Origin of the sequence: Pseudomonas sp. TAA207 (genome assembly GCF_001529285.1) — a bacterium.
In the GTDB taxonomy this organism is placed as follows: Bacteria; Pseudomonadota; Gammaproteobacteria; order Pseudomonadales; family Pseudomonadaceae; genus Aquipseudomonas; species Aquipseudomonas weihenstephanensis.
Genome location: NZ_LLWJ01000038.1, coordinates 1 through 17,181, shown reverse-complemented (window position 1 = coordinate 17,181; position 17,181 = coordinate 1). Strand labels below are relative to the sequence as shown.

The window sequence follows — 17,181 nt, the reverse complement described above, 5'->3', positions numbered from 1 at the left end:
GATACTCAAGGAGTTTTCCGTTTCGACTACGCCGGAAGTGGGGCGAATTATAGGGCGTTTTAAATCTGAGTCAAGGGTTAGTTATAGCTATGACGAAATACGTAGGTTTTAACGCATACACCCCACAGATTCTGCGCACTATATTGCACACCCATTGGTAGTTCAGCATGATACCCAGCTACCACCCTCTCTATGCACCCAGGCCCACTCAGAAATGACAAAGCAACCTCATAGCCTTGCTACGACTCTATTCCCTGTCGGGTTACTTCTTATTGCAATGGCATCCATACAATCCGGAGCGTCGCTCGCCAAGAGTATGTTTCCCATTGTGGGCGCCCAAGGGACAACCACGCTGCGCCTTATATTTGCCAGCGTGATTATGCTGCTTATATTGCGCCCCTGGAGGGCCAAGCTCACCGCAAAATCCCTACGCACCGTGGTCATTTACGGCATTGCCTTGGGAGGGATGAATTTTCTCTTCTATATGTCACTGCGTAGCGTTCCACTAGGAATTGCGGTCGCGCTTGAATTCACCGGCCCTCTTGCAGTTGCCATTTACGCGTCGCGAAGAGCAATCGACTTTGTCTGGATCGGACTGGCCATCACCGGACTATTGCTACTTATCCCTACCGGAGGCAGCAGCGAAGGGATTGATTTGGTGGGCGCAGGATATGCTCTTGGTGCTGGCGCTTGTTGGGCGCTGTACATTCTATTCGGACAGAAAGCAGGCGCGGACAACGGTGTCCAGACCGCCGCCCTGGGCGTAATGATTGCTGCGTTGTTCATTGCACCTATCGGCATTGTTCATGCCGGCGCAACACTCCTAACCCCCAGCCTGATCCCGCTAGCCATTGGCGTTGCCGTGCTCTCTACCGCCCTGCCCTACACACTGGAGATGATTGCACTCACTCGCATGCCAACCCGCACGTTCGGTACGCTCATGAGTATCGAACCAGCCTTTGGCGCTCTTTCGGGGTTGCTGTTCCTCAATGAGGTGCTGTCGTTTGCACAATGGATGGCCATCTTGTGCATCATCATGGCTTCAGTGGGCGCTACATTAACCATGCGCGGCCATATAACGCCTTCAGCCAAGGCCGATTAGCATCACAATTGATACAAGCTCTAGTAATTGACTCTCATTTAGGAGATGTTTACTCCCCGTGAAAGTCACACGGGGGCGATTCCGGATAGGGATATCTATAAATAGCCACAGCCAACGGCAGTTTGGTACCCACATCCCGCAAATCCGACGCTAACGCTTAAGGACAGGAATGAAACGCTTTTTGATAGCTTTGGCAGCACTGGCTTTAGCAGGCTGCGCAGCAACCTCTGAAACCTCTGTAAAACATGGTAAACGAGGTCTACACATCAACTGTTCCGGACTGTCTTCGTCGTGGGACAAATGTTATGCAGAAGCAGCAAGGTCCTGCGGGGACAAAGGGTATCGCACGATCGCCAAGTCAGGTGATTCTGCCGAAGAGCCCGGAGATTACCCATTTGGCTTGAACCCTGCCGGCTACACGAGCCGTAGCATGATCGTCCTCTGTAAATAATCATTGTCGACACTTGTCAGCCACGCAACCGCTCAAGTCGACTGCGTGGCCCCCCTCTACCTACCCTGCTGCGCCAACAGGTTCAGTTCGTGCCTTCAGCCATTCGAGTGCATCCCCGTCAAGCAACGGGCCAAGACGCTCACGCACCTCTGCATGATAAGCATCCAGCCACTCAACCTCGTCGCGTGTGAGCAACGATGGCTCCAGACAGCGTGTATCAATAGGGCACATCGTCAGCGTTTCAAACTTCAAGAATGTTCCGAACTCCGAACTCCCCGCCTCCCTGTTAAGTACCAGGTTTTCAATCCGGACTCCCCAGCGGCCAGGCTTGTATGTGCCAGGTTCAATCGAAGTAATCATCCCTGGCTGCATAGCTGTCTGCGGCGCGGGGGCGGCCTGATAAGCAATGACCTGCGGCCCTTCGTGCACATTCAGAAAGTAACCCACACCATGCCCCGTTCCGTGCCCGTAATCGACCCCTTCTGCCCAGATTGGCGCCCGAGCAATCGAGTCCAGCAATGGAGACAAAATGCCTCGAGGGAAATGAGCTCTAGAGAGAGCAATCACACCTTTAAGCACGCGCGTGCAATCGCGCTTTTGCTCATCGCTGACCTTACCCACCGGCACCATGCGCGTGATATCAGTTGTCCCCCCCAAATACTGCCCACCGGAGTCAATCAGCAAGAGGCCATCGCCCTCAATCAGCGCATGCGCCTGCTCGGTGGCATGGTAATGAGGCATTGCCCCATTCGCATTGAAAGCTGCGATGGTATTGAAACTCAGCGAAACAAAATCGGGGCGGCTAGCTCGCGCAGCCGTCAGGCGCTCATCGATGGTCAGCTCGGTAATACGCTCACGCCCCCAAGCGGAATCCAGCCAGGCAAAGAACTCACACAGCGCAGCACCGTCCTGCTCCATCGCCTGACGGATATAAAAAACGTCATCAAGGCTCTTTTGTGATTTAGCCAACGTGGTCGGATTCAAACCTTCAACCAGCTTTACGCCCGCTTTAAGATTGCCGAGCAGCCCGCACGTCACACGTGCCGGATCCACCAGCAAACGGGTCGACTCAGGTAGCGCGAGCAACGCCGACGCGATTTCGTTGTAATCACGAAGTGTCACACCCTCCTTCAATAAAGAATCCCGCAGCTCGGGACTGACTTTCGTCAGGTCCACGAACAACGTCGCTTGCCTCTCTTCAATCAACGCAAATGAAACGAAAACCGGGTTGAAGGGTACATCCGCTCCCCGCAGATTAAATAACCATGCGATATCGTCGAGAGTGGCAATGAAATGCGCATTGGCTTTGCGTTGCGTGAGCGTTTCACGCAGTTGAGCCAGCTTTTCAACCCGGCCAACCGTTGCCTGAGGCGCCAAGTGCTCATACAAAGGCTTGGCGGGCAGAGATGGACGCCCCTCCCAAACCAGGTTCAGCAGGTCGATATCCGTGCGTAAAAATGCACCGCGCTCTTTAAGCCGACTTTCCAATGTTCGGGCGAAGGCCAGCGCAAAGACAGCGCCGTCAACCGATACGGTCTCGCCCTTAGGGGTTTGCTCCGCCAACCACTCCAGCGGCCCTGGCTGACCCGGCACTAGCTTGACCAGTTCAATAGTGCTGCCAGCCAGCTCTTTGGTCGCCTGCTCCCAATAACGGCTATCAGCCCATACGCCTGCAAACGTCGGCGTAATGATCAAGGTGCCGACGGACCCGTGAAAACCCGACAACCATTGCCGTCCCTGCCAATACTCCGGCAAGTACTCCGATAGATGGGGGTCGGCTGACGGCACCAGCAACGCATATATACCGTTCTGGCTCATCACCGCTCGGGCACGCGCCAAACGCTGTACCACTCCCCCCTGATTCAACGACTGAGTACTCATCCTTTCTCCTGCTGGTCACGGGTCATTATTATGATTCGCTGATGTTGTATCAGCGTCTAAGGTTGAGCAACCGCCCAAAAAGGAGCCGGTACCGTTGTGGCGACCTGTATCGCTTTGGCCAATGCATCAACATCCTGATTCGACGTAAAACGTCCGAAACTTAAACGGATGGTCCTGCGCGCCTTTTCAGCATCCAGACCTAATGCCAGCAGTACATGGGACGGCGCGTTACTGGCCGAATTACAGGCTGAGGTCGCGGAATAGGCGACGGCTGCACTCAACGCTGCGCTGCTGAAGTGCCCCTCACTGAACGTAAGACTTAAGGTATGAGGTACCCGGCTTTGCTGACTGCCATTACATTGCAGCCCGGCAATGCCCGCCAGATGGCCCAACAGGCGCTCACGCAAACTTGATACATGGGCCAGCTCATCATTCAAAGACTGTTTTGCCACTGCAAACGCATGCCCCATGCCCGCAATCTGGTGAGTCGCCAACGTGCCTGAGCGCAGACCGAACTCATGCCCGCCGCCATGCATCTGAGCCTGCAACCGGTCTTGCGCCCTTGGCCCGACATACAACGCGCCAATCCCCTTGGGACCGTAAATTTTATGACCTGAAAAGGACATTAAATCGACTGCCCACTGAGCGACATCGATAGCGAGTTTCCCCGCCCCTTGAGCAGCATCCACATGGAACAGCGCACCATGTTCACGCACATATTGGCCAATGGCAGGTATGTCATTAACGGTCCCCAACTCATTGTTTACCAGCATCAGCGACACCAGCAGCGTGTCTGCACGGAGTGCAGACCGGACTTTATCGGCACTGATAAGGCCATCTGCATCGGGAGCCAGATACGTGACTTCAAAGCCTGACTGCTGCAAAAAACGCGCCGTATCCAGAACTGCCTTGTGCTCGATCTGGCTGGTAATGATGTGCCCGCGTGATTGACCACTCCCAAGGGCGACACCTTTGAGTGCCAGGTTGTTGGACTCGGTGGCACCTGAGGTCCAGACAATATGTTCTGCCTTGGCATTTATAAGTTGCGCCACTTGCTCCCTGGCCAACTCAACAGCAGAGCGGGCCTGCTGACCGTAAGCGTGTGAGCCGGAGGCCGGGTTACCAAAATTACCCTCAAAGCCCAGGCAATCAACCATCACCTGAATGACACGAGGGTCCACAGGTGTGGTGGCAGCGTAATCGAAATACAGAGGTCGTTTGTCCATCGTGCAAACCCACAAAACAAGTTCCGGCATCAGGCAATGCGTGATAGCAGAAGATTAAGGCCACGTTGAAAGGGATCGCTAAAACTACCCTATCGAGCCCAGTGAAAAAAGAGGTGCCAATTGGAAAGGCCGTAGGAGCCTTCCCAAATTTATACCCTGAGCGACTATGGCCTTATAAAGCGCCAGAAACGCGGGGAAGCGCAAGTCTTATATGCAATAAGGATATATAAATATGGAATTAGGTTAGTTTACGGAATATAAAAACCCCCTTATAAAGTCGCCTTCGGCTTACCTTTTGTGGGCAGAGCCCTCGTTAGAAGGAGCTGATCATGCAGCTTTTGACGTTACCTGCGACCCCCTCCCTGGCAACTTCCATCCGAGCCACTGCTCAGGTGTTCGAAGATCCCACGTCCAAGGCGCTATTGGCCCACCTCCAGCAAATTGCACCCAGTAATGCCAGCGTATTGATCATTGGCGAAACGGGGACCGGCAAGGAGTTAGTCGCACGCCATATCCATCAACTCAGCGCTCGCCATCAACAACCCTTTATCGCGGTTAATTGCGGCGCGTTTTCCGAGTCCTTAGTCGAGGCCGAGTTGTTTGGCCACGAAAAAGGCGCGTTTACCGGTGCACTCAGCGCAAAGGCCGGCTGGTTTGAAGAAGCCGATGGCGGAACGTTATTTCTGGATGAAATCGGCGATCTGCCGCTGACCATCCAGGTGAAACTGTTGCGCGTACTCCAGGAGCAAGAGGTGGTGCGCCTTGGCTCACGCAAAAGTACGCCCATCAACGTGCGGGTCCTGGCCGCCACCAACGTCAATCTGGAACACGCCATTGAAGCGGGACATTTTCGTGAAGATCTGTACTACCGCCTGAACGTTGTCAGCCTTGCACTGCGCCCTTTGCGTGAGCGTGTGGGGGACATTCTGCCCTTGGCGCGACATTTCCTGCACACCTATCGACAACGCTTACCCCATGGCCCAACCGCCCTCAGCGGCTGCGCAGAAAACACCCTTAAGCACCACCCGTGGCCAGGCAACATCCGAGAACTGGAAAACGTCATCCACCACAGCCTGCTGCTGTGCCGCAATCAAACCATCACAGTCGATGACCTGCGTTTGCCACAACCCCGCGCAACGCGCAAAACCGCCCACCCGCACGCCCCTCAAGACACCGCCAAAGATTTACTGCAACGCGCCTTTCGCACCCTGTTCGAAGAACACAATGACGCGCTGCATGAAACGGTTGAAGATGCCTTGCTCCGCGCCGCTTATGAGTTCTGTCATCACAACCAGGTGCACACTGCAAAACTGTTAGGCCTGAGTCGCAATGTCACCCGTACGCGCCTGATCAAGCTGGGCGCACTGACAGTGACTACCCGTCGCCTCGAAACCGGCACCGCCGTCTGAAATTTTCAGCAGTTGCTCGGTGACAACTGCTGAAGATCGTATCCGACCCTCAGCGCTCTATACGCCGCAATCCGCGCTACTTGGCTGGCCAATACCCGCCAGCAGGATTTTGAATCAACCTGCGTCATACACCGACACCTCAAATATCGAATGAGGCATACGTTGCACATCAGTAAAGTGCTTGTCGCCGCCCTACCGGGTTATGGGTAAGATGATGCCCCTGTGGCGCACCTGCGCTGTACGTCCCGCCGAATTAAGTCGATCCCATGCCTTTTGAACTCAGCGTAGATTTGACCACCCTCGCCATTCTGGCTGCCGTTGCCTTTGTTGCCGGTTTCATCGACGCCATTGCTGGCGGTGGCGGCCTGCTCACCACCCCTGCATTGCTCACGGCGGGCTTGCCGCCACACCTGGTGCTGGGCACCAACAAACTCAGTTCGACCTTTGGCGCAGCCACTGCCAGCTTCACTTTTTATCGGCGAAAGCTGTTCCATCCACGCGAATGGAAACTGGCCATATTCGGCACCCTGGCAGGCGCATTGATTGGCGCCATCGTGGCCCACTACATGCCTGCCGAATGGCTGAACAAAATGCTGCCAGTGATCGTGTTTGCGTGCGGCGTGTATCTGTTATTTGGCGGCACACCCAAAACCCCGATCGACAACGATGCTCCGATCAAAAAGAAATGGCAGTTACCTCAAGGTTTCAGCCTGGGGTTTTACGACGGCGTCGCCGGGCCGGGCACGGGCGCCTTCTGGACCGTCAGCAGCATGCTGCTGTATCCCATCGACCTGGTGAAGGCCAGCGGCGTGGCGCGCAGCATGAACTTCGTCAGCAACATTGCAGCGCTGTCGGTGTTTATCTTCTCGGGCCATGTGGACTGGGTCATCGGCCTGACCATGGGCTTTGCCGTGATGGTCGGCGCCTTCTTTGGCGCCCGCAGTGCGATCAGCGGCGGGGCCAAATTCATTCGCCCCGTGTTCATTACAGTGGTCCTTGGACTGACCGTGCGCCTAGCCTGGCAGCACTGGTTCGGGCAAGCCTAAGCGGCGCGCCACATACAGGTCGATGAGATAACGCGCAATGGAGCGCGATGCCGGCAAGGGTGGCAAATCATGCACATTGAACCACTGCGCATCTTCGATCTCATCGGCCTGCGGCACGATATCGCCGCTGGCATATTGCGCATGAAAACCGAGCATCATTGAATGCGGAAACGGCCAGCACTGACTGCCCACGTACTCAATGTTCTTCACTTCAAGCTGCACCTCTTCACGCACCTCGCGGATCAAGCAGTCTTCGGCAGACTCACCCGGCTCGGCAAACCCCGCCAACGTACTGTAAACGCCGGGCACAAAACGCGGCGAACGCGCCAGCAAAACCTCATCACCCCGAGTGATCAACACAATCATGCTCGGAGAAATTCGCGGATAACTGCGTAACTCGCAAAGCGCGCAGTGCATTGCACGCTCTCTAGGCACCTGCGTCATCGCCTGCCCGCAGTTGCCGCAAAAACGATGCTCACGCGCCCAAGTGCCAATTTGCGCGGCATACCCCAACACTTTATAAAGCGTGTGATCACCTTCCAGCATGAACGTGCGCAAGCCCTGCCAATGACAACGCGCAAGCTCGACCGAGCGCTCAAGTTCCAGCAGATACACCGGCTCGCCATCCAAATGACCAATGCCGTGCTCTGCCAGTACGGGTAAAGCTTGTGACTTGAGCCATTCACGCGCAAACAGCGGGCCATTATCGTCCACCAGAAAACCTTCCGGGCTACGTGCTACAGCCCAACCGCCCGAAAGATTTGTGTCCAGTACTGCCGTGGTCCAACGCGGTGTCATACAAGGTCCTTGTCAGGGTTAAACGCCGACGCCGCGCAGGCGTCAGTCGAGGAATTCTGGCTTTTGCTTGGTCATGTGCGCCGTCATGGCCACGCGCATGTCCGTGGATTGCAGCATCGCAGCGTTCCAGGTGGCGACATACTCCAGGCCGTCGTCCACGCGGTGATCGCGCATGTAACCAATCATTTGTTTGGTACCGCCAATAGCAATTGGCGACTTGCCCGCGATGTCCTCAGCGATACGCATCACACCGTCGAGCAACGCCGCGTGGTCAGAATAGACGCGGTTAACCAACCCGATGGTACGCGCCTCTTGGGCATCCACCATACGCCCGGTGTAGGCCATTTCGCGGAGCATGCCATCACCAATGATGCGTGGCAGGCGCTGCAAGGTGCCTACGTCCGCCGCCATGCCCATGTCAATTTCCTTGATCGAAAATTGTGCGTCCTCAGCGGCGTAACGCATGTCGCACGCAGCAATCAGGTCAATCGCACCGCCCAGGCAATAGCCTTGAATGGCGGCCAATACTGGCTTGCGACATTGATCGACGGCCGTGAACGAGGCTTGCATTTGCAGGATTTTACGCCGCAGAAGGCGCGCATTGCGCCCCACATCCTTACCCATCTCATTGGCGACCGAGGCCAATAACATCAGGTCGATACCTGCCGAAAAATGCTTACCCGCGCCACTGATTACCACCACGCGCACAGCATCGGTTTCATCAATCCACTGGAAGATCTCGATGATTTCCGTCCAGAACGCGGCATTCATCGCGTTGACCTTTTCCGGCCGATTGATCTGCACATGGGCAATGCTGCCCGTTAAGTCAACCTTAAAAGCCTGGTACTCGGACATAACCTGAATCCTTTGGAGGGTGCCGTTGCCGGTCGAATAGGCCGAGGACTATAACAAGCCGAACAGGCACGAAGCAGGCCGCGATAACGCCAAAAACCGGACAAAATGACCTGTTACTGAGACCCAATGTTCAGAATAAAACGCTCAATTGCTTGCGCCACACCGTCTTCAACATTACTGCCAGTCACTTCGTCTGCCTGCTTGCGAATCGACTCATCGGCCTGCCCCATAGCCACCGAGAGCCCGGCCTTGGCAAACATCGCCGGGTCATTACCACCATCGCCAATGGCCATGGTGTGCCTCAGTGACACAGCCATTAAATCCGCCAGCGCGACCAACGCGTCACCTTTGTTCGCCTTGAGCGCTGTGACGTCCAGATAAAAGGCCTGTGAGCGACTGGCCAGCGCCTCGCCTTCAAGCAAACCATGCAGTTGTTGTTCAAGTTCGATCAACAATTCAGCGTCACGACTGGCGCCCACGATTTTGTCGACCCGGTGCAGATGAGGCTCAAAGCTTTCAACCACCTTCGGCCCATAACCCAATGCGCTCTGCTCATGAGCAACCATCGGGCCCTCTGTGTTTTTCAAATACCACTGATCATCGGCAAATACCCAAACGTCTACCGGATAGTCAGACAGCAAGGCCAGCGTGTGTCGCACCGCTGCAATCGGCACATGGTGTGACAGCAAATAGTGGCCCTGCGCATCAACCAGCACTCCGCCATTGAAAGCGGCAGTCGGCAATTTAATACCCAACTGCGCGATCTGCTCACGCATCGCTCGCGGCGGTCGGCCCGAGGCGAGGGTGAAATGGACGCCTGCGTCTTGCAACTGTTTGACCGCTCTGACATTTGCCGCACTGATGCTGTGATCAGGCAACAACAAGGTGCCATCCATGTCACACAGCACCAATTGAATCGGCTCGCGCTTCTCGATGCTCATCCTATGTTCAGCCATACACGGCCATCGCGTGCCAGCAGGTTTTTGGCGGCTTCAGGGCCATCTTCGCCCGCCTTGTAGGATTGAACCTCAGCCTGCTCACGCCAGGCATCGAGAAAAGGCTGAACACCCCGCCAGCCGTTTTCAATATTGTCCGCTCGCTGAAACAGCGTTTGATCGCCGGTCAGGCAGTCATAAATCAAGGTTTCGTAGCCCGTGGAAGGCTGCATTTCGAAGAAGTCCTTGTACGCAAAACCCAATTCGATATTGGCCATTTTCAGGCCAGGCCCCGGACGTTTGGCCTGCAAGTCAAACCACATGCCTTCATTGGGCTGGATCTGAATACGCAGGTAGTTGGGCTGCAAACGCTCAACATCGGTGTCACGGAACTGCGCATACGGCGCAGGTTTGAAGCAGATGGCAATTTCGGTATCACGCGCACTCATGCGTTTGCCGGTGCGCAAATAAAACGGCACACCCACCCAACGCCAGTTGTCGATCATCACCTTGAGTGCAACATAGGTTTCGGTCGTGCTGTCGGGTGCCACGTTGTTCTCTTCGCGGTAACCCGGCACCGTCTTGCCACCCGACTCGCCTTGGGTGTATTGCCCGCGCACCGAGTTTTTGCGTGCATCTTCAACTGACCAGGGGCGAATGGCACCGATCACTTTAGCCTTCTCCCCGCGCACGGCATCCGCGCCGAAAGCGGCGGGCGGCTCCATCGCCACCATCGCCAATAGCTGGAATAAGTGATTGGGCAACATGTCGCGCAATGCGCCAGTGTGTTCGTAAAAACTGCCACGTGTCTCTACCCCTACGGTTTCGGCCGCAGTGATTTGCACATGGTCAATGTAATGATTGTTCCAGAAAGCTTCAAAAAGCCCATTGGAGAAGCGGCTGACCAAAATGTTCTGGACGGTTTCTTTGCCCAGATAGTGGTCAATCCGGTAGATCTGTTTTTCGCTCATGACACTCAGCAGGCAAGCGTTCAACGCCTGGGCTGTTTGCAGGTCCGAGCCAAAAGGTTTTTCAATCACCACCCGGCGAAAAGCTTGCGGGGTTTCATTGAGCAGCCCGCTGGCCCCCAGACGCTGCACCACTTCGCTGAAAAAGCGCGGCGCAGTGGCCAGGTAAAACACCGCATTGCCCGTGCCACTGGCGATGATTTTCTGTTCCAGCGCCGCATAGGTGCTGTCCTCCAGAAAGTCGCCTTGCACGTAACTGATGTTTTTGGCCAGCGAGGCCCACAACTCGGCGTTTAAGCCATGGCCCTCAGGATGATCCACTTTGCCGGCGGCTTCGGTGCGAATGAAGTCCTCCAGCTTTTTGGCAAAACCCTCATCGCTGATCGCATTGTGGTCAACCCCCACAATACGCAAGCCATCGTCCAGCAAACCGTCACGGCTCAAGTTATAAAGCGCGGGCATCAACAAGCGCTTGACCAGATCACCATGGGCACCAAACAGAAACAGCGTGGTGGGCGGCGCTGGCTTGGCCGTGGATTTGCTGGACAGGTCGGTCATTTTTTAGGTGTCTCCACGTGGCCGCCGAAACCAAAGCGCATGGCCGACAACATTTTGTCGCCATACAGGCTTTGTTGGCGCGAGCTGTAACGGGCAAACAAGGCGCTCGACAATACCGGCACCGGCGTCGACTGTTCCATGGCCGCTTCAATTGTCCAGCGACCTTCGCCGCTGTCTGCCACCGCGCCCGAGTAACCGTCCAGCGGTTCGTCGGTTGCCAGTGCATCGGCTGTCAGATCGAGCAACCAGGAGGACACCACGCTGCCGCGACGCCACACTTCGGCAATATCACCCAGGTTGAGGTCAAAGCGCTGATCTTCGGGCAGGTTTTCAGAAGCCTTCATCTTCATCACGTTGAAGCCTTCGGCGTAGGCTTGCATCAACCCGTACTCAATGCCGTTGTGCACCATTTTCACGAAGTGGCCAGAACCGGCAGGACCGGCGTGAATGTAGCCACGCTCGGCGCGATCATCGTCAGAAGTACGGTCTTTGGTGCGCGGGATATCGCCCATGCCTGGCGCCAATGTAGCGAACAGCGGATCCAGGTGCTTAACCACCTCAGTGTCACCGCCGATCATCATGCAGTAGCCGCGTTCCAATCCCCACACCCCACCCGAGGTGCCGACATCGACATAACGAATGCCTTTTTCCGACAGCGACTTGGCGCGACGGATGTCGTCTTTATAGAAGGTGTTACCCCCGTCGATGATGATGTCATCGGCGTCGAGCAGTTGGCTCAAGGTTTCAATGGTGTCTTCGGTCGGTGCACCGGAAGGCAGCATCACCCACACCGCACGAGGTTTGGACAGGCCGTCGACCAGCGCTTTAAGGTCGGCAACGCCCGTGGCGCCGTCCTTTTGCAGCGCGCTGACGAAGTCGGTATTGCGGTCAAACACCACGGTGGTATGCCCATTGAGCATCAGACGCCGCGCGATGTTACCGCCCATACGGCCCAATCCAATAATTCCCAACTGCATGTACTGATGCTCCAAACGACAAAATAAAAAAGGGTTACAACACTCTAGTGCAGCGATGCTTAAAGTGCCTCGCTGAGGATTAGTCCTAGCGCATGGCGCATAGTTTCGCACAAGCAGGGTGTCAGATTCCCTATTCAATACGTTCTGGCGACGGATGAAGGCACGCAGACCGCAAAAAATATAAAAGTTCACTTGGCAGGAAAAAGAAATCACAATCGGCCCCGGCAGTGACCCACGACCCGCAGCGGGCCGTTCGGGTACTCGATTGAACGATGTCCGCTACGAGGTGAACCATGAACACAGTACTGTCCGCGCGCCCTGCACAAACCCTCTATGTCACGATCCGTCGTGATGAGTTGCGTCAACTCAAGGACGAACACGCACAGTTGCTGCAACAGGTCGAAAAGTTGCGTCAACAGTTGGCCCTCGTTCAATCCCCGCTTTCTGTTTCCCACAACACCCCGCGCATCGCCTGACACAGGCCCGCCACGGCGAGCCTGGCTCGCCGCTCCCCCCGCAACAAAGTTTTCACATGCCCTTGTTGATACTTAAACACTGTGTTGCTGCTCAGCCTTGAAGCAGCACTGACGCGTTGGCCGCGCATTGCAGTGCCAACCATCCAAGTGGTTATCAGCTGGAGCGCGGTATGGGGATGTTCAAACGCAGTAACACCTCTGCAAAAGGTTTCGATTGGGCAGGTCTGGGTTGGCTGTTCCTGTTTTTCTGGTACTTTTCCGGCATCACTCAGTTACTGATCCAGCTCACAGGCACCTCGGGCTTCTCCGGGTTTCGACAAGCCTTTGTGATGAGTGCCATCTGGTTGGCGCCGATGCTGCTCTTCCCCGCCCGCACCCGCGCATTGGCAGCGATTATCGGCGTAGTGTTGTGGGCTTGTTCCATGGCCAGCCTCGGCTACTTCTTCATCTATCAGCAGGAGTTTTCCCAGAGCGTCATCTTCATCATGTTCGAGTCGAACATCTCCGAAGCGGGTGAATACCTGACCCAATATTTTGCCTGGTGGATGGTGCTGGCCTTTTTGGCCCACACCGCCATTGCCGTATTCCTGTGGAGCCGCCTGCGACCGGTGTACTTGCCCCGCGTTCAGGCATGGGCCGCAGCCGTCGGCATCCTGGTGGCCGTCATCGGATACCCGCTGATCAAACAAACCCTCAAGCACGACACCATGGCCGCAGCGATGGAAAGCTTCGAAAGCCGCGTGGAACCGGCGGTGCCATGGCAGATGGTGGTAGCTTATCGCCGCTACCTGGAGCAACTGGACAACATGCAAGGCATGCTCGCCAGCGCCAGCAAGATCCCGCCACTGACCCACCTCAAAGACAATGAAGCCGGCAAACCGACCACATTGGTGCTCGTCATCGGTGAATCAACCAACCGCCAGCGCATGAGCCTCTATGGTTATCAGCGCAAGACGACACCCAACCTCGACAAATTACGCGACCAACTGGCCATATTCGACAACGTGGTGACCCCGCGCCCCTACACCATCGAAGCGCTGCAACAAGTGCTGACCTTTGCTGACGAAGAGAACCCGGACCTGTACCTGAGCACGCCTTCGCTGGTGAGCGTGATGAAACAGGCGGGGTATAAAACCTTCTGGGTGACCAATCAACAGACCATGACCAAGCGCAACACCATGCTCACCACGTTCTCCGAACAAGCCGACGAACAGGTCTACCTCAACAACAACCGTAACCAGAACGCCCGCCAATACGATGGCGACGTACTGGCGCCGTTCTCCAAGATCCTGGCCGACAGTGCACCGCGCAAGTTGATCGTGATTCACCTGCTCGGTACGCACATGAGCTACCAGTACCGCTACCCGCCTACGTTCGACACGTTCACCGACCGTACCGGCGTGCCAAGCGGTTTGAGCGACGATCAGGTGCCGACCTACAACAGCTACGACAATGCCGTGCTGTACAACGATTTTGTGGTGTCGAGCCTGATCAAAGACTTCGCCAAGACCGACCCTAATGGCTTCTTGCTGTACCTGTCAGACCATGGCGAAGACGTCTTTGACTCAGTGGGTCATGACACATTGGGCCGCAATGAAGCCAAACCGACAGCGCCGATGTACACCATCCCGTTCATGGTATGGGCCTCGCCCAAATGGCGTGAAACTCATGCCTGGAATTTTGCCAGCGACCTGAGCCGCCCCTACAGCAGCTCACAGTTCATCCACACCTGGACTGATTTGGCCGGGCTCACGGCCAATGAGCTGGACGACAAAAAAAGTTTGGTCAGCGATCAATTCGTCGCCCGACCTCAATTGATTGGCGACCCCTACTCCCGCCCGCAAAAAGCGTTGATCGATTTCAGCCTGCTCCGACCCAAGCACCCAACGCCCGGCGAAATCGCCAAGCAATAATTAAACCGCGGGGCGCCCACCGCTCCGCCGTTTTAAGTTCCCCAAAGAAATATCAAGAAACAAGAATCGTTCTCGATTAGCTAATTCCCAGCCTTGTCATTCGTTTGAAGCACTAAGCAACTTCACAACAATGACAAGGAGCCGGCAGCGATGTACGCGCCCATGACCCGTTCGATGACGTTAACCCTCGGTCTGCTCAGCAGTGCACTCAGCCCGCACCTGTTGGCAGACACCGAGATCAAGGATGAAAGCCAAAAAAGCGCCAGTTCACTGGAACTCAATAGCACCCGCATCACTGCCCAAGGACTGGGCGCAACGACTGAGAACACCGGCGCCTACACCACCGGCTCTACAAGTACTGCGACCAAACTCAACCTGAGCATTCGCGAAACACCTCAGTCGATTTCGGTGGTCACCCGCCAGGAAATGGACGATTTCAACCTCAACACCCTGACCGAAGCCATGCGCCACACCACCGGCGTGGTGGTGCAGCACAACGACTCGGACCGGGTCAGCTATTCATCGCGCGGTTACACCATCCGTAACTTCCAGATTGACGGAATGCTCAACACCTTCAGCTTCATGAAGTCTGACGCCGACACCATCATCTACGACCGCATCGAAGTCATCCGTGGCGCCACCGGCCTGACTACCGGCGCTGGCGATCCTTCGGGCACCATCAACATGATCCGCAAACGCCCCACCCACGAACTTGAAGCCAAGGTCGGCGTTAGCGGCGGCAGTTACGACGACTATTACAGCTTCGTGGATGTGGGTGGCCCGCTGGCATTTGACGGTCGCTTGCGCGGGCGTACCGTTTTGGCTTACCGCGACAGTAAATCCTTCCGCGACAACTACGCCCTCAAGCGCGAAGTGGCTTACGGAATTCTGGAAGCCGACCTGACAGACGACACCACCGTCGCCGTAGGTTATGACTATCAAGACAAGCAAGTAAAAGGCACCACGTGGGGTACGCTGCCGTATTGGACGGGCACAGGCGAAAAAGCCCATCTGGGCCGCTCCACCAACTGGGTTGCTCCGTGGAGCTCATGGCCCATGAAGGATAAAACCGCGTTTGCCACCCTCGATCAGCGGTTGTTCTATGACTGGCGGCTTAAAGCGGCCTACACCTATCGCACCAGCGATTCAGACGGCTCTGTGTACAACGCCAGTGCGGGCTTCCCCAACGCGGACCGCAGCGGAATGCTCGCCAACAGCAAGCACATGACCGGCGAAGAATACATGACGGCCGTCGACATCAATGTCTCAGGTACATACCCGCTGTTCGGGCGCGACCACGATCTGATGCTCGGATATGGGCAAGCCAAAAACGACAACACGTCACCCTGGTTAATCGAGCGTAATCCCGATAACTACGGGGTGATCCCTGACTGGAGCGATTTGGACAGCGTGCCCAAGTTCAATGACATCGATACCGGGCGTGAGGGCAGCCGAGACATCATCAAGCAAAAAGCGGGTTACCTGGCCACGCGCTTTAACCTGACGGATGACTGGCATGCCGTACTGGGAACACGCTATGGCAGTTGGAAAAGCTCAAACAGCAGCAAGGAATATGACGAAAATACCTACCAACTCACTCAAGCCACTAAGGTTACCCAGCAACACAACGACATGCTCACCCCTTATGCGGGGCTGCTGTATGACTTCACCGAACACTTCACGGCTTACGTGAGCTACACCGATATTTTTAATCCCTCTGACGAGAAAACGGTCAACAAGACCTACCTGGAACCGGTGGTCGGCAGTAACTATGAAGTGGGCATTAAAGGCAGTTTTATGGATGAGCGCCTGAACCTCTCCAGTGCCGTGTTTTGGAGCAAACAAGACAACGTGCCCGTCATCGACGATTCCGTACCCCGGGGTCCTAACGGTGAGGAATATTACAAATCCGCTGGCAAAGGCAACAAGGTCAATGGCTTTGAAATAGAGCTGGCCGGTGAAATCATGCACGACTGGAACATGATGGCGGGTTACACCTACACCCACTCACGGGACGGTGACGGCAACCGCATGAACAGCACATCACCCTTGAACATGGTCAAGCTTGCCAGCAGCTATCGCCTGCCAGGCAACTGGAAGGCCATGACCGTGGGCGCCGCCGTGAACTGGCAGAGCGACATATTCCGCGGTGCCTGGCGCCCGACAGGCGAAAAAGACGCCGATGGCGAACACATCACCGTGAAGGAAAATATTACTCAGAAGTCCTACACCCTCGTCGACCTGATGGCCCGCTACGAATTCGACCCCCATGTATCGGCTACATTGAACGTTAAAAACCTGCTGGATCAGAAATACTACGACAACGTTGGTTTCTATAACGGCGTGTTCTGGGGTGATCCACGCACCGTCAGCCTGGGCCTTGAATGGAAGCTCTAACCAGCAGCTCACTCATCACCTGTAGTCGCTGCCGAGGCACGAGGCTGCGATCGGCCGCGAAGCGGTCGTAAACCCGATCACCGCGCAGTATCTGACACACCAAGATTGAAGGCTTCACGACGACTCTGTCGCCGCGCGTTACTCGTCAACGCCTACAGGCCTGCATTCATCACCTGTAGTCGCTGCCGA

Annotated in this window: 14 protein-coding genes; 7 read left to right on the top strand and 7 right to left on the bottom strand. The window is 55.8% G+C overall.

The features are described 5' to 3' along the window. Positions 1-214: 214 nt before the first annotated feature. Positions 215-1,102, top strand: a complete 888-nt coding sequence (gene rhtA / locus AP059_RS00830; RefSeq protein WP_059761475.1) for a threonine/homoserine exporter RhtA — start codon at positions 215-217, stop codon at positions 1,100-1,102. Positions 1,103-1,271: 169 nt separating this feature from the next. Then, positions 1,272-1,553, top strand: a complete 282-nt coding sequence (locus AP059_RS21845) for a hypothetical protein (protein WP_082149332.1) — start codon at positions 1,272-1,274, stop codon at positions 1,551-1,553. Between the two features lie 60 nt (positions 1,554-1,613). Here AP059_RS21845 and AP059_RS00825 read toward each other — a convergent pair whose 3' ends face one another. Together AP059_RS00825 and AP059_RS00820 are read right to left on the bottom strand one after the other, a co-directional pair. Beyond that, on the bottom strand, positions 1,614-3,434 hold the full coding sequence (locus tag AP059_RS00825) for an aminopeptidase P family protein (protein ID WP_059761474.1): 1,821 nt from the start codon (positions 3,432-3,434) through the stop codon (positions 1,614-1,616). A gap of 56 nt (positions 3,435-3,490) precedes the next feature. Then, on the bottom strand, positions 3,491-4,660 hold the full coding sequence (locus tag AP059_RS00820) for an aminotransferase class V-fold PLP-dependent enzyme (protein ID WP_059761473.1): 1,170 nt from the start codon (positions 4,658-4,660) through the stop codon (positions 3,491-3,493). A gap of 329 nt (positions 4,661-4,989) precedes the next feature. Between AP059_RS00820 and AP059_RS00815 the strand changes: the two genes are divergently transcribed. Both AP059_RS00815 and AP059_RS00810 read left to right on the top strand, forming a co-directional pair. Continuing rightward, complete coding sequence (locus tag AP059_RS00815; RefSeq protein WP_059761472.1) at positions 4,990-6,069, top strand: sigma-54 interaction domain-containing protein; 1,080 nt, start codon at positions 4,990-4,992, stop codon at positions 6,067-6,069. Between the two features lie 266 nt (positions 6,070-6,335). Further along, on the top strand, positions 6,336-7,115 hold the full coding sequence (locus tag AP059_RS00810) for a TSUP family transporter (protein WP_048399658.1): 780 nt from the start codon (positions 6,336-6,338) through the stop codon (positions 7,113-7,115). Here the strand turns inward: AP059_RS00810 and nudC are convergent. The 5 genes from nudC to gnd all read right to left on the bottom strand — a co-directional run bounded on the left by nudC (position 7,083) and on the right by gnd (position 12,206). Next, complete coding sequence (gene nudC, locus AP059_RS00805) at positions 7,083-7,913, bottom strand: NAD(+) diphosphatase (RefSeq protein ID WP_059761471.1); 831 nt, start codon at positions 7,911-7,913, stop codon at positions 7,083-7,085. The genes AP059_RS00810 and nudC overlap by 33 nt on opposite strands. Before the next feature lie 42 nt (positions 7,914-7,955). Further along, entirely contained in the window at positions 7,956-8,768 is an 813-nt protein-coding gene (locus AP059_RS00800; protein ID WP_059761470.1) for a crotonase/enoyl-CoA hydratase family protein, read from the bottom strand. A 113-nt stretch (positions 8,769-8,881) separates the two neighbouring features. Beyond that, entirely contained in the window at positions 8,882-9,709 is an 828-nt protein-coding gene (locus AP059_RS00795) for a Cof-type HAD-IIB family hydrolase (RefSeq protein WP_059761469.1), read from the bottom strand. Next, positions 9,706-11,229 carry a glucose-6-phosphate dehydrogenase gene (gene zwf / locus AP059_RS00790; RefSeq protein WP_059761468.1) on the bottom strand — a complete coding sequence of 508 codons (1,524 nt, stop codon included), beginning with the start codon at positions 11,227-11,229 and terminating at the stop codon, positions 9,706-9,708. Before zwf ends, AP059_RS00795 begins: the two co-directional genes overlap by 4 nt. Beyond that, entirely contained in the window at positions 11,226-12,206 is a 981-nt protein-coding gene (gene gnd / locus AP059_RS00785) for a phosphogluconate dehydrogenase (NAD(+)-dependent, decarboxylating) (protein WP_059761467.1), read from the bottom strand. Before gnd ends, zwf begins: the two co-directional genes overlap by 4 nt. 293 nt (positions 12,207-12,499) lie before the next feature. Between gnd and AP059_RS00780 the strand changes: the two genes are divergently transcribed. From AP059_RS00780 to AP059_RS00770, 3 genes are all read left to right on the top strand, one after another. Beyond that, on the top strand, positions 12,500-12,682 hold the full coding sequence (locus AP059_RS00780) for a DUF6026 family protein (RefSeq protein ID WP_059761466.1): 183 nt from the start codon (positions 12,500-12,502) through the stop codon (positions 12,680-12,682). 170 nt (positions 12,683-12,852) lie between these two features. Next, entirely contained in the window at positions 12,853-14,595 is a 1,743-nt protein-coding gene (locus AP059_RS00775; protein WP_059761465.1) for a phosphoethanolamine transferase CptA, read from the top strand. Positions 14,596-14,745: 150 nt separating this feature from the next. Further along, positions 14,746-16,992, top strand: coding sequence for a TonB-dependent siderophore receptor (locus AP059_RS00770; RefSeq protein ID WP_059761464.1), 2,247 nt, complete (start codon positions 14,746-14,748; stop codon positions 16,990-16,992). Positions 16,993-17,181: the final 189 nt, after the last annotated feature.

Excerpts from the sequence above, each read along its gene's own strand:
- AP059_RS00815 (WP_059761472.1), top strand. The coding sequence starts at position 4,990 with ATGCAGCTTTTGACGTTACCTGCGACCCCCTCCCTGGCAACTTCCATC.
- AP059_RS00795 (WP_059761469.1), bottom strand. The coding sequence starts at position 9,709 with ATGAGCATCGAGAAGCGCGAGCCGATTCAATTGGTGCTGTGTGACATG.
- AP059_RS00780 (WP_059761466.1), top strand. The coding sequence starts at position 12,500 with ATGAACACAGTACTGTCCGCGCGCCCTGCACAAACCCTCTATGTCACG.
- AP059_RS00800 (WP_059761470.1), bottom strand. The coding sequence starts at position 8,768 with ATGTCCGAGTACCAGGCTTTTAAGGTTGACTTAACGGGCAGCATTGCC.
- AP059_RS21845 (WP_082149332.1), top strand. The coding sequence starts at position 1,272 with ATGAAACGCTTTTTGATAGCTTTGGCAGCACTGGCTTTAGCAGGCTGC.
- nudC (WP_059761471.1), bottom strand. The coding sequence starts at position 7,913 with ATGACACCGCGTTGGACCACGGCAGTACTGGACACAAATCTTTCGGGC.
- AP059_RS00775 (WP_059761465.1), top strand. The coding sequence starts at position 12,853 with ATGGGGATGTTCAAACGCAGTAACACCTCTGCAAAAGGTTTCGATTGG.
- rhtA (WP_059761475.1), top strand. The coding sequence starts at position 215 with ATGACAAAGCAACCTCATAGCCTTGCTACGACTCTATTCCCTGTCGGG.
- AP059_RS00825 (WP_059761474.1), bottom strand. The coding sequence starts at position 3,434 with ATGAGTACTCAGTCGTTGAATCAGGGGGGAGTGGTACAGCGTTTGGCG.
- AP059_RS00770 (WP_059761464.1), top strand. The coding sequence starts at position 14,746 with ATGTACGCGCCCATGACCCGTTCGATGACGTTAACCCTCGGTCTGCTC.
- AP059_RS00810 (WP_048399658.1), top strand. The coding sequence starts at position 6,336 with ATGCCTTTTGAACTCAGCGTAGATTTGACCACCCTCGCCATTCTGGCT.
- gnd (WP_059761467.1), bottom strand. The coding sequence starts at position 12,206 with ATGCAGTTGGGAATTATTGGATTGGGCCGTATGGGCGGTAACATCGCG.
- AP059_RS00820 (WP_059761473.1), bottom strand. The coding sequence starts at position 4,660 with ATGGACAAACGACCTCTGTATTTCGATTACGCTGCCACCACACCTGTG.
- zwf (WP_059761468.1), bottom strand. The coding sequence starts at position 11,229 with ATGACCGACCTGTCCAGCAAATCCACGGCCAAGCCAGCGCCGCCCACC.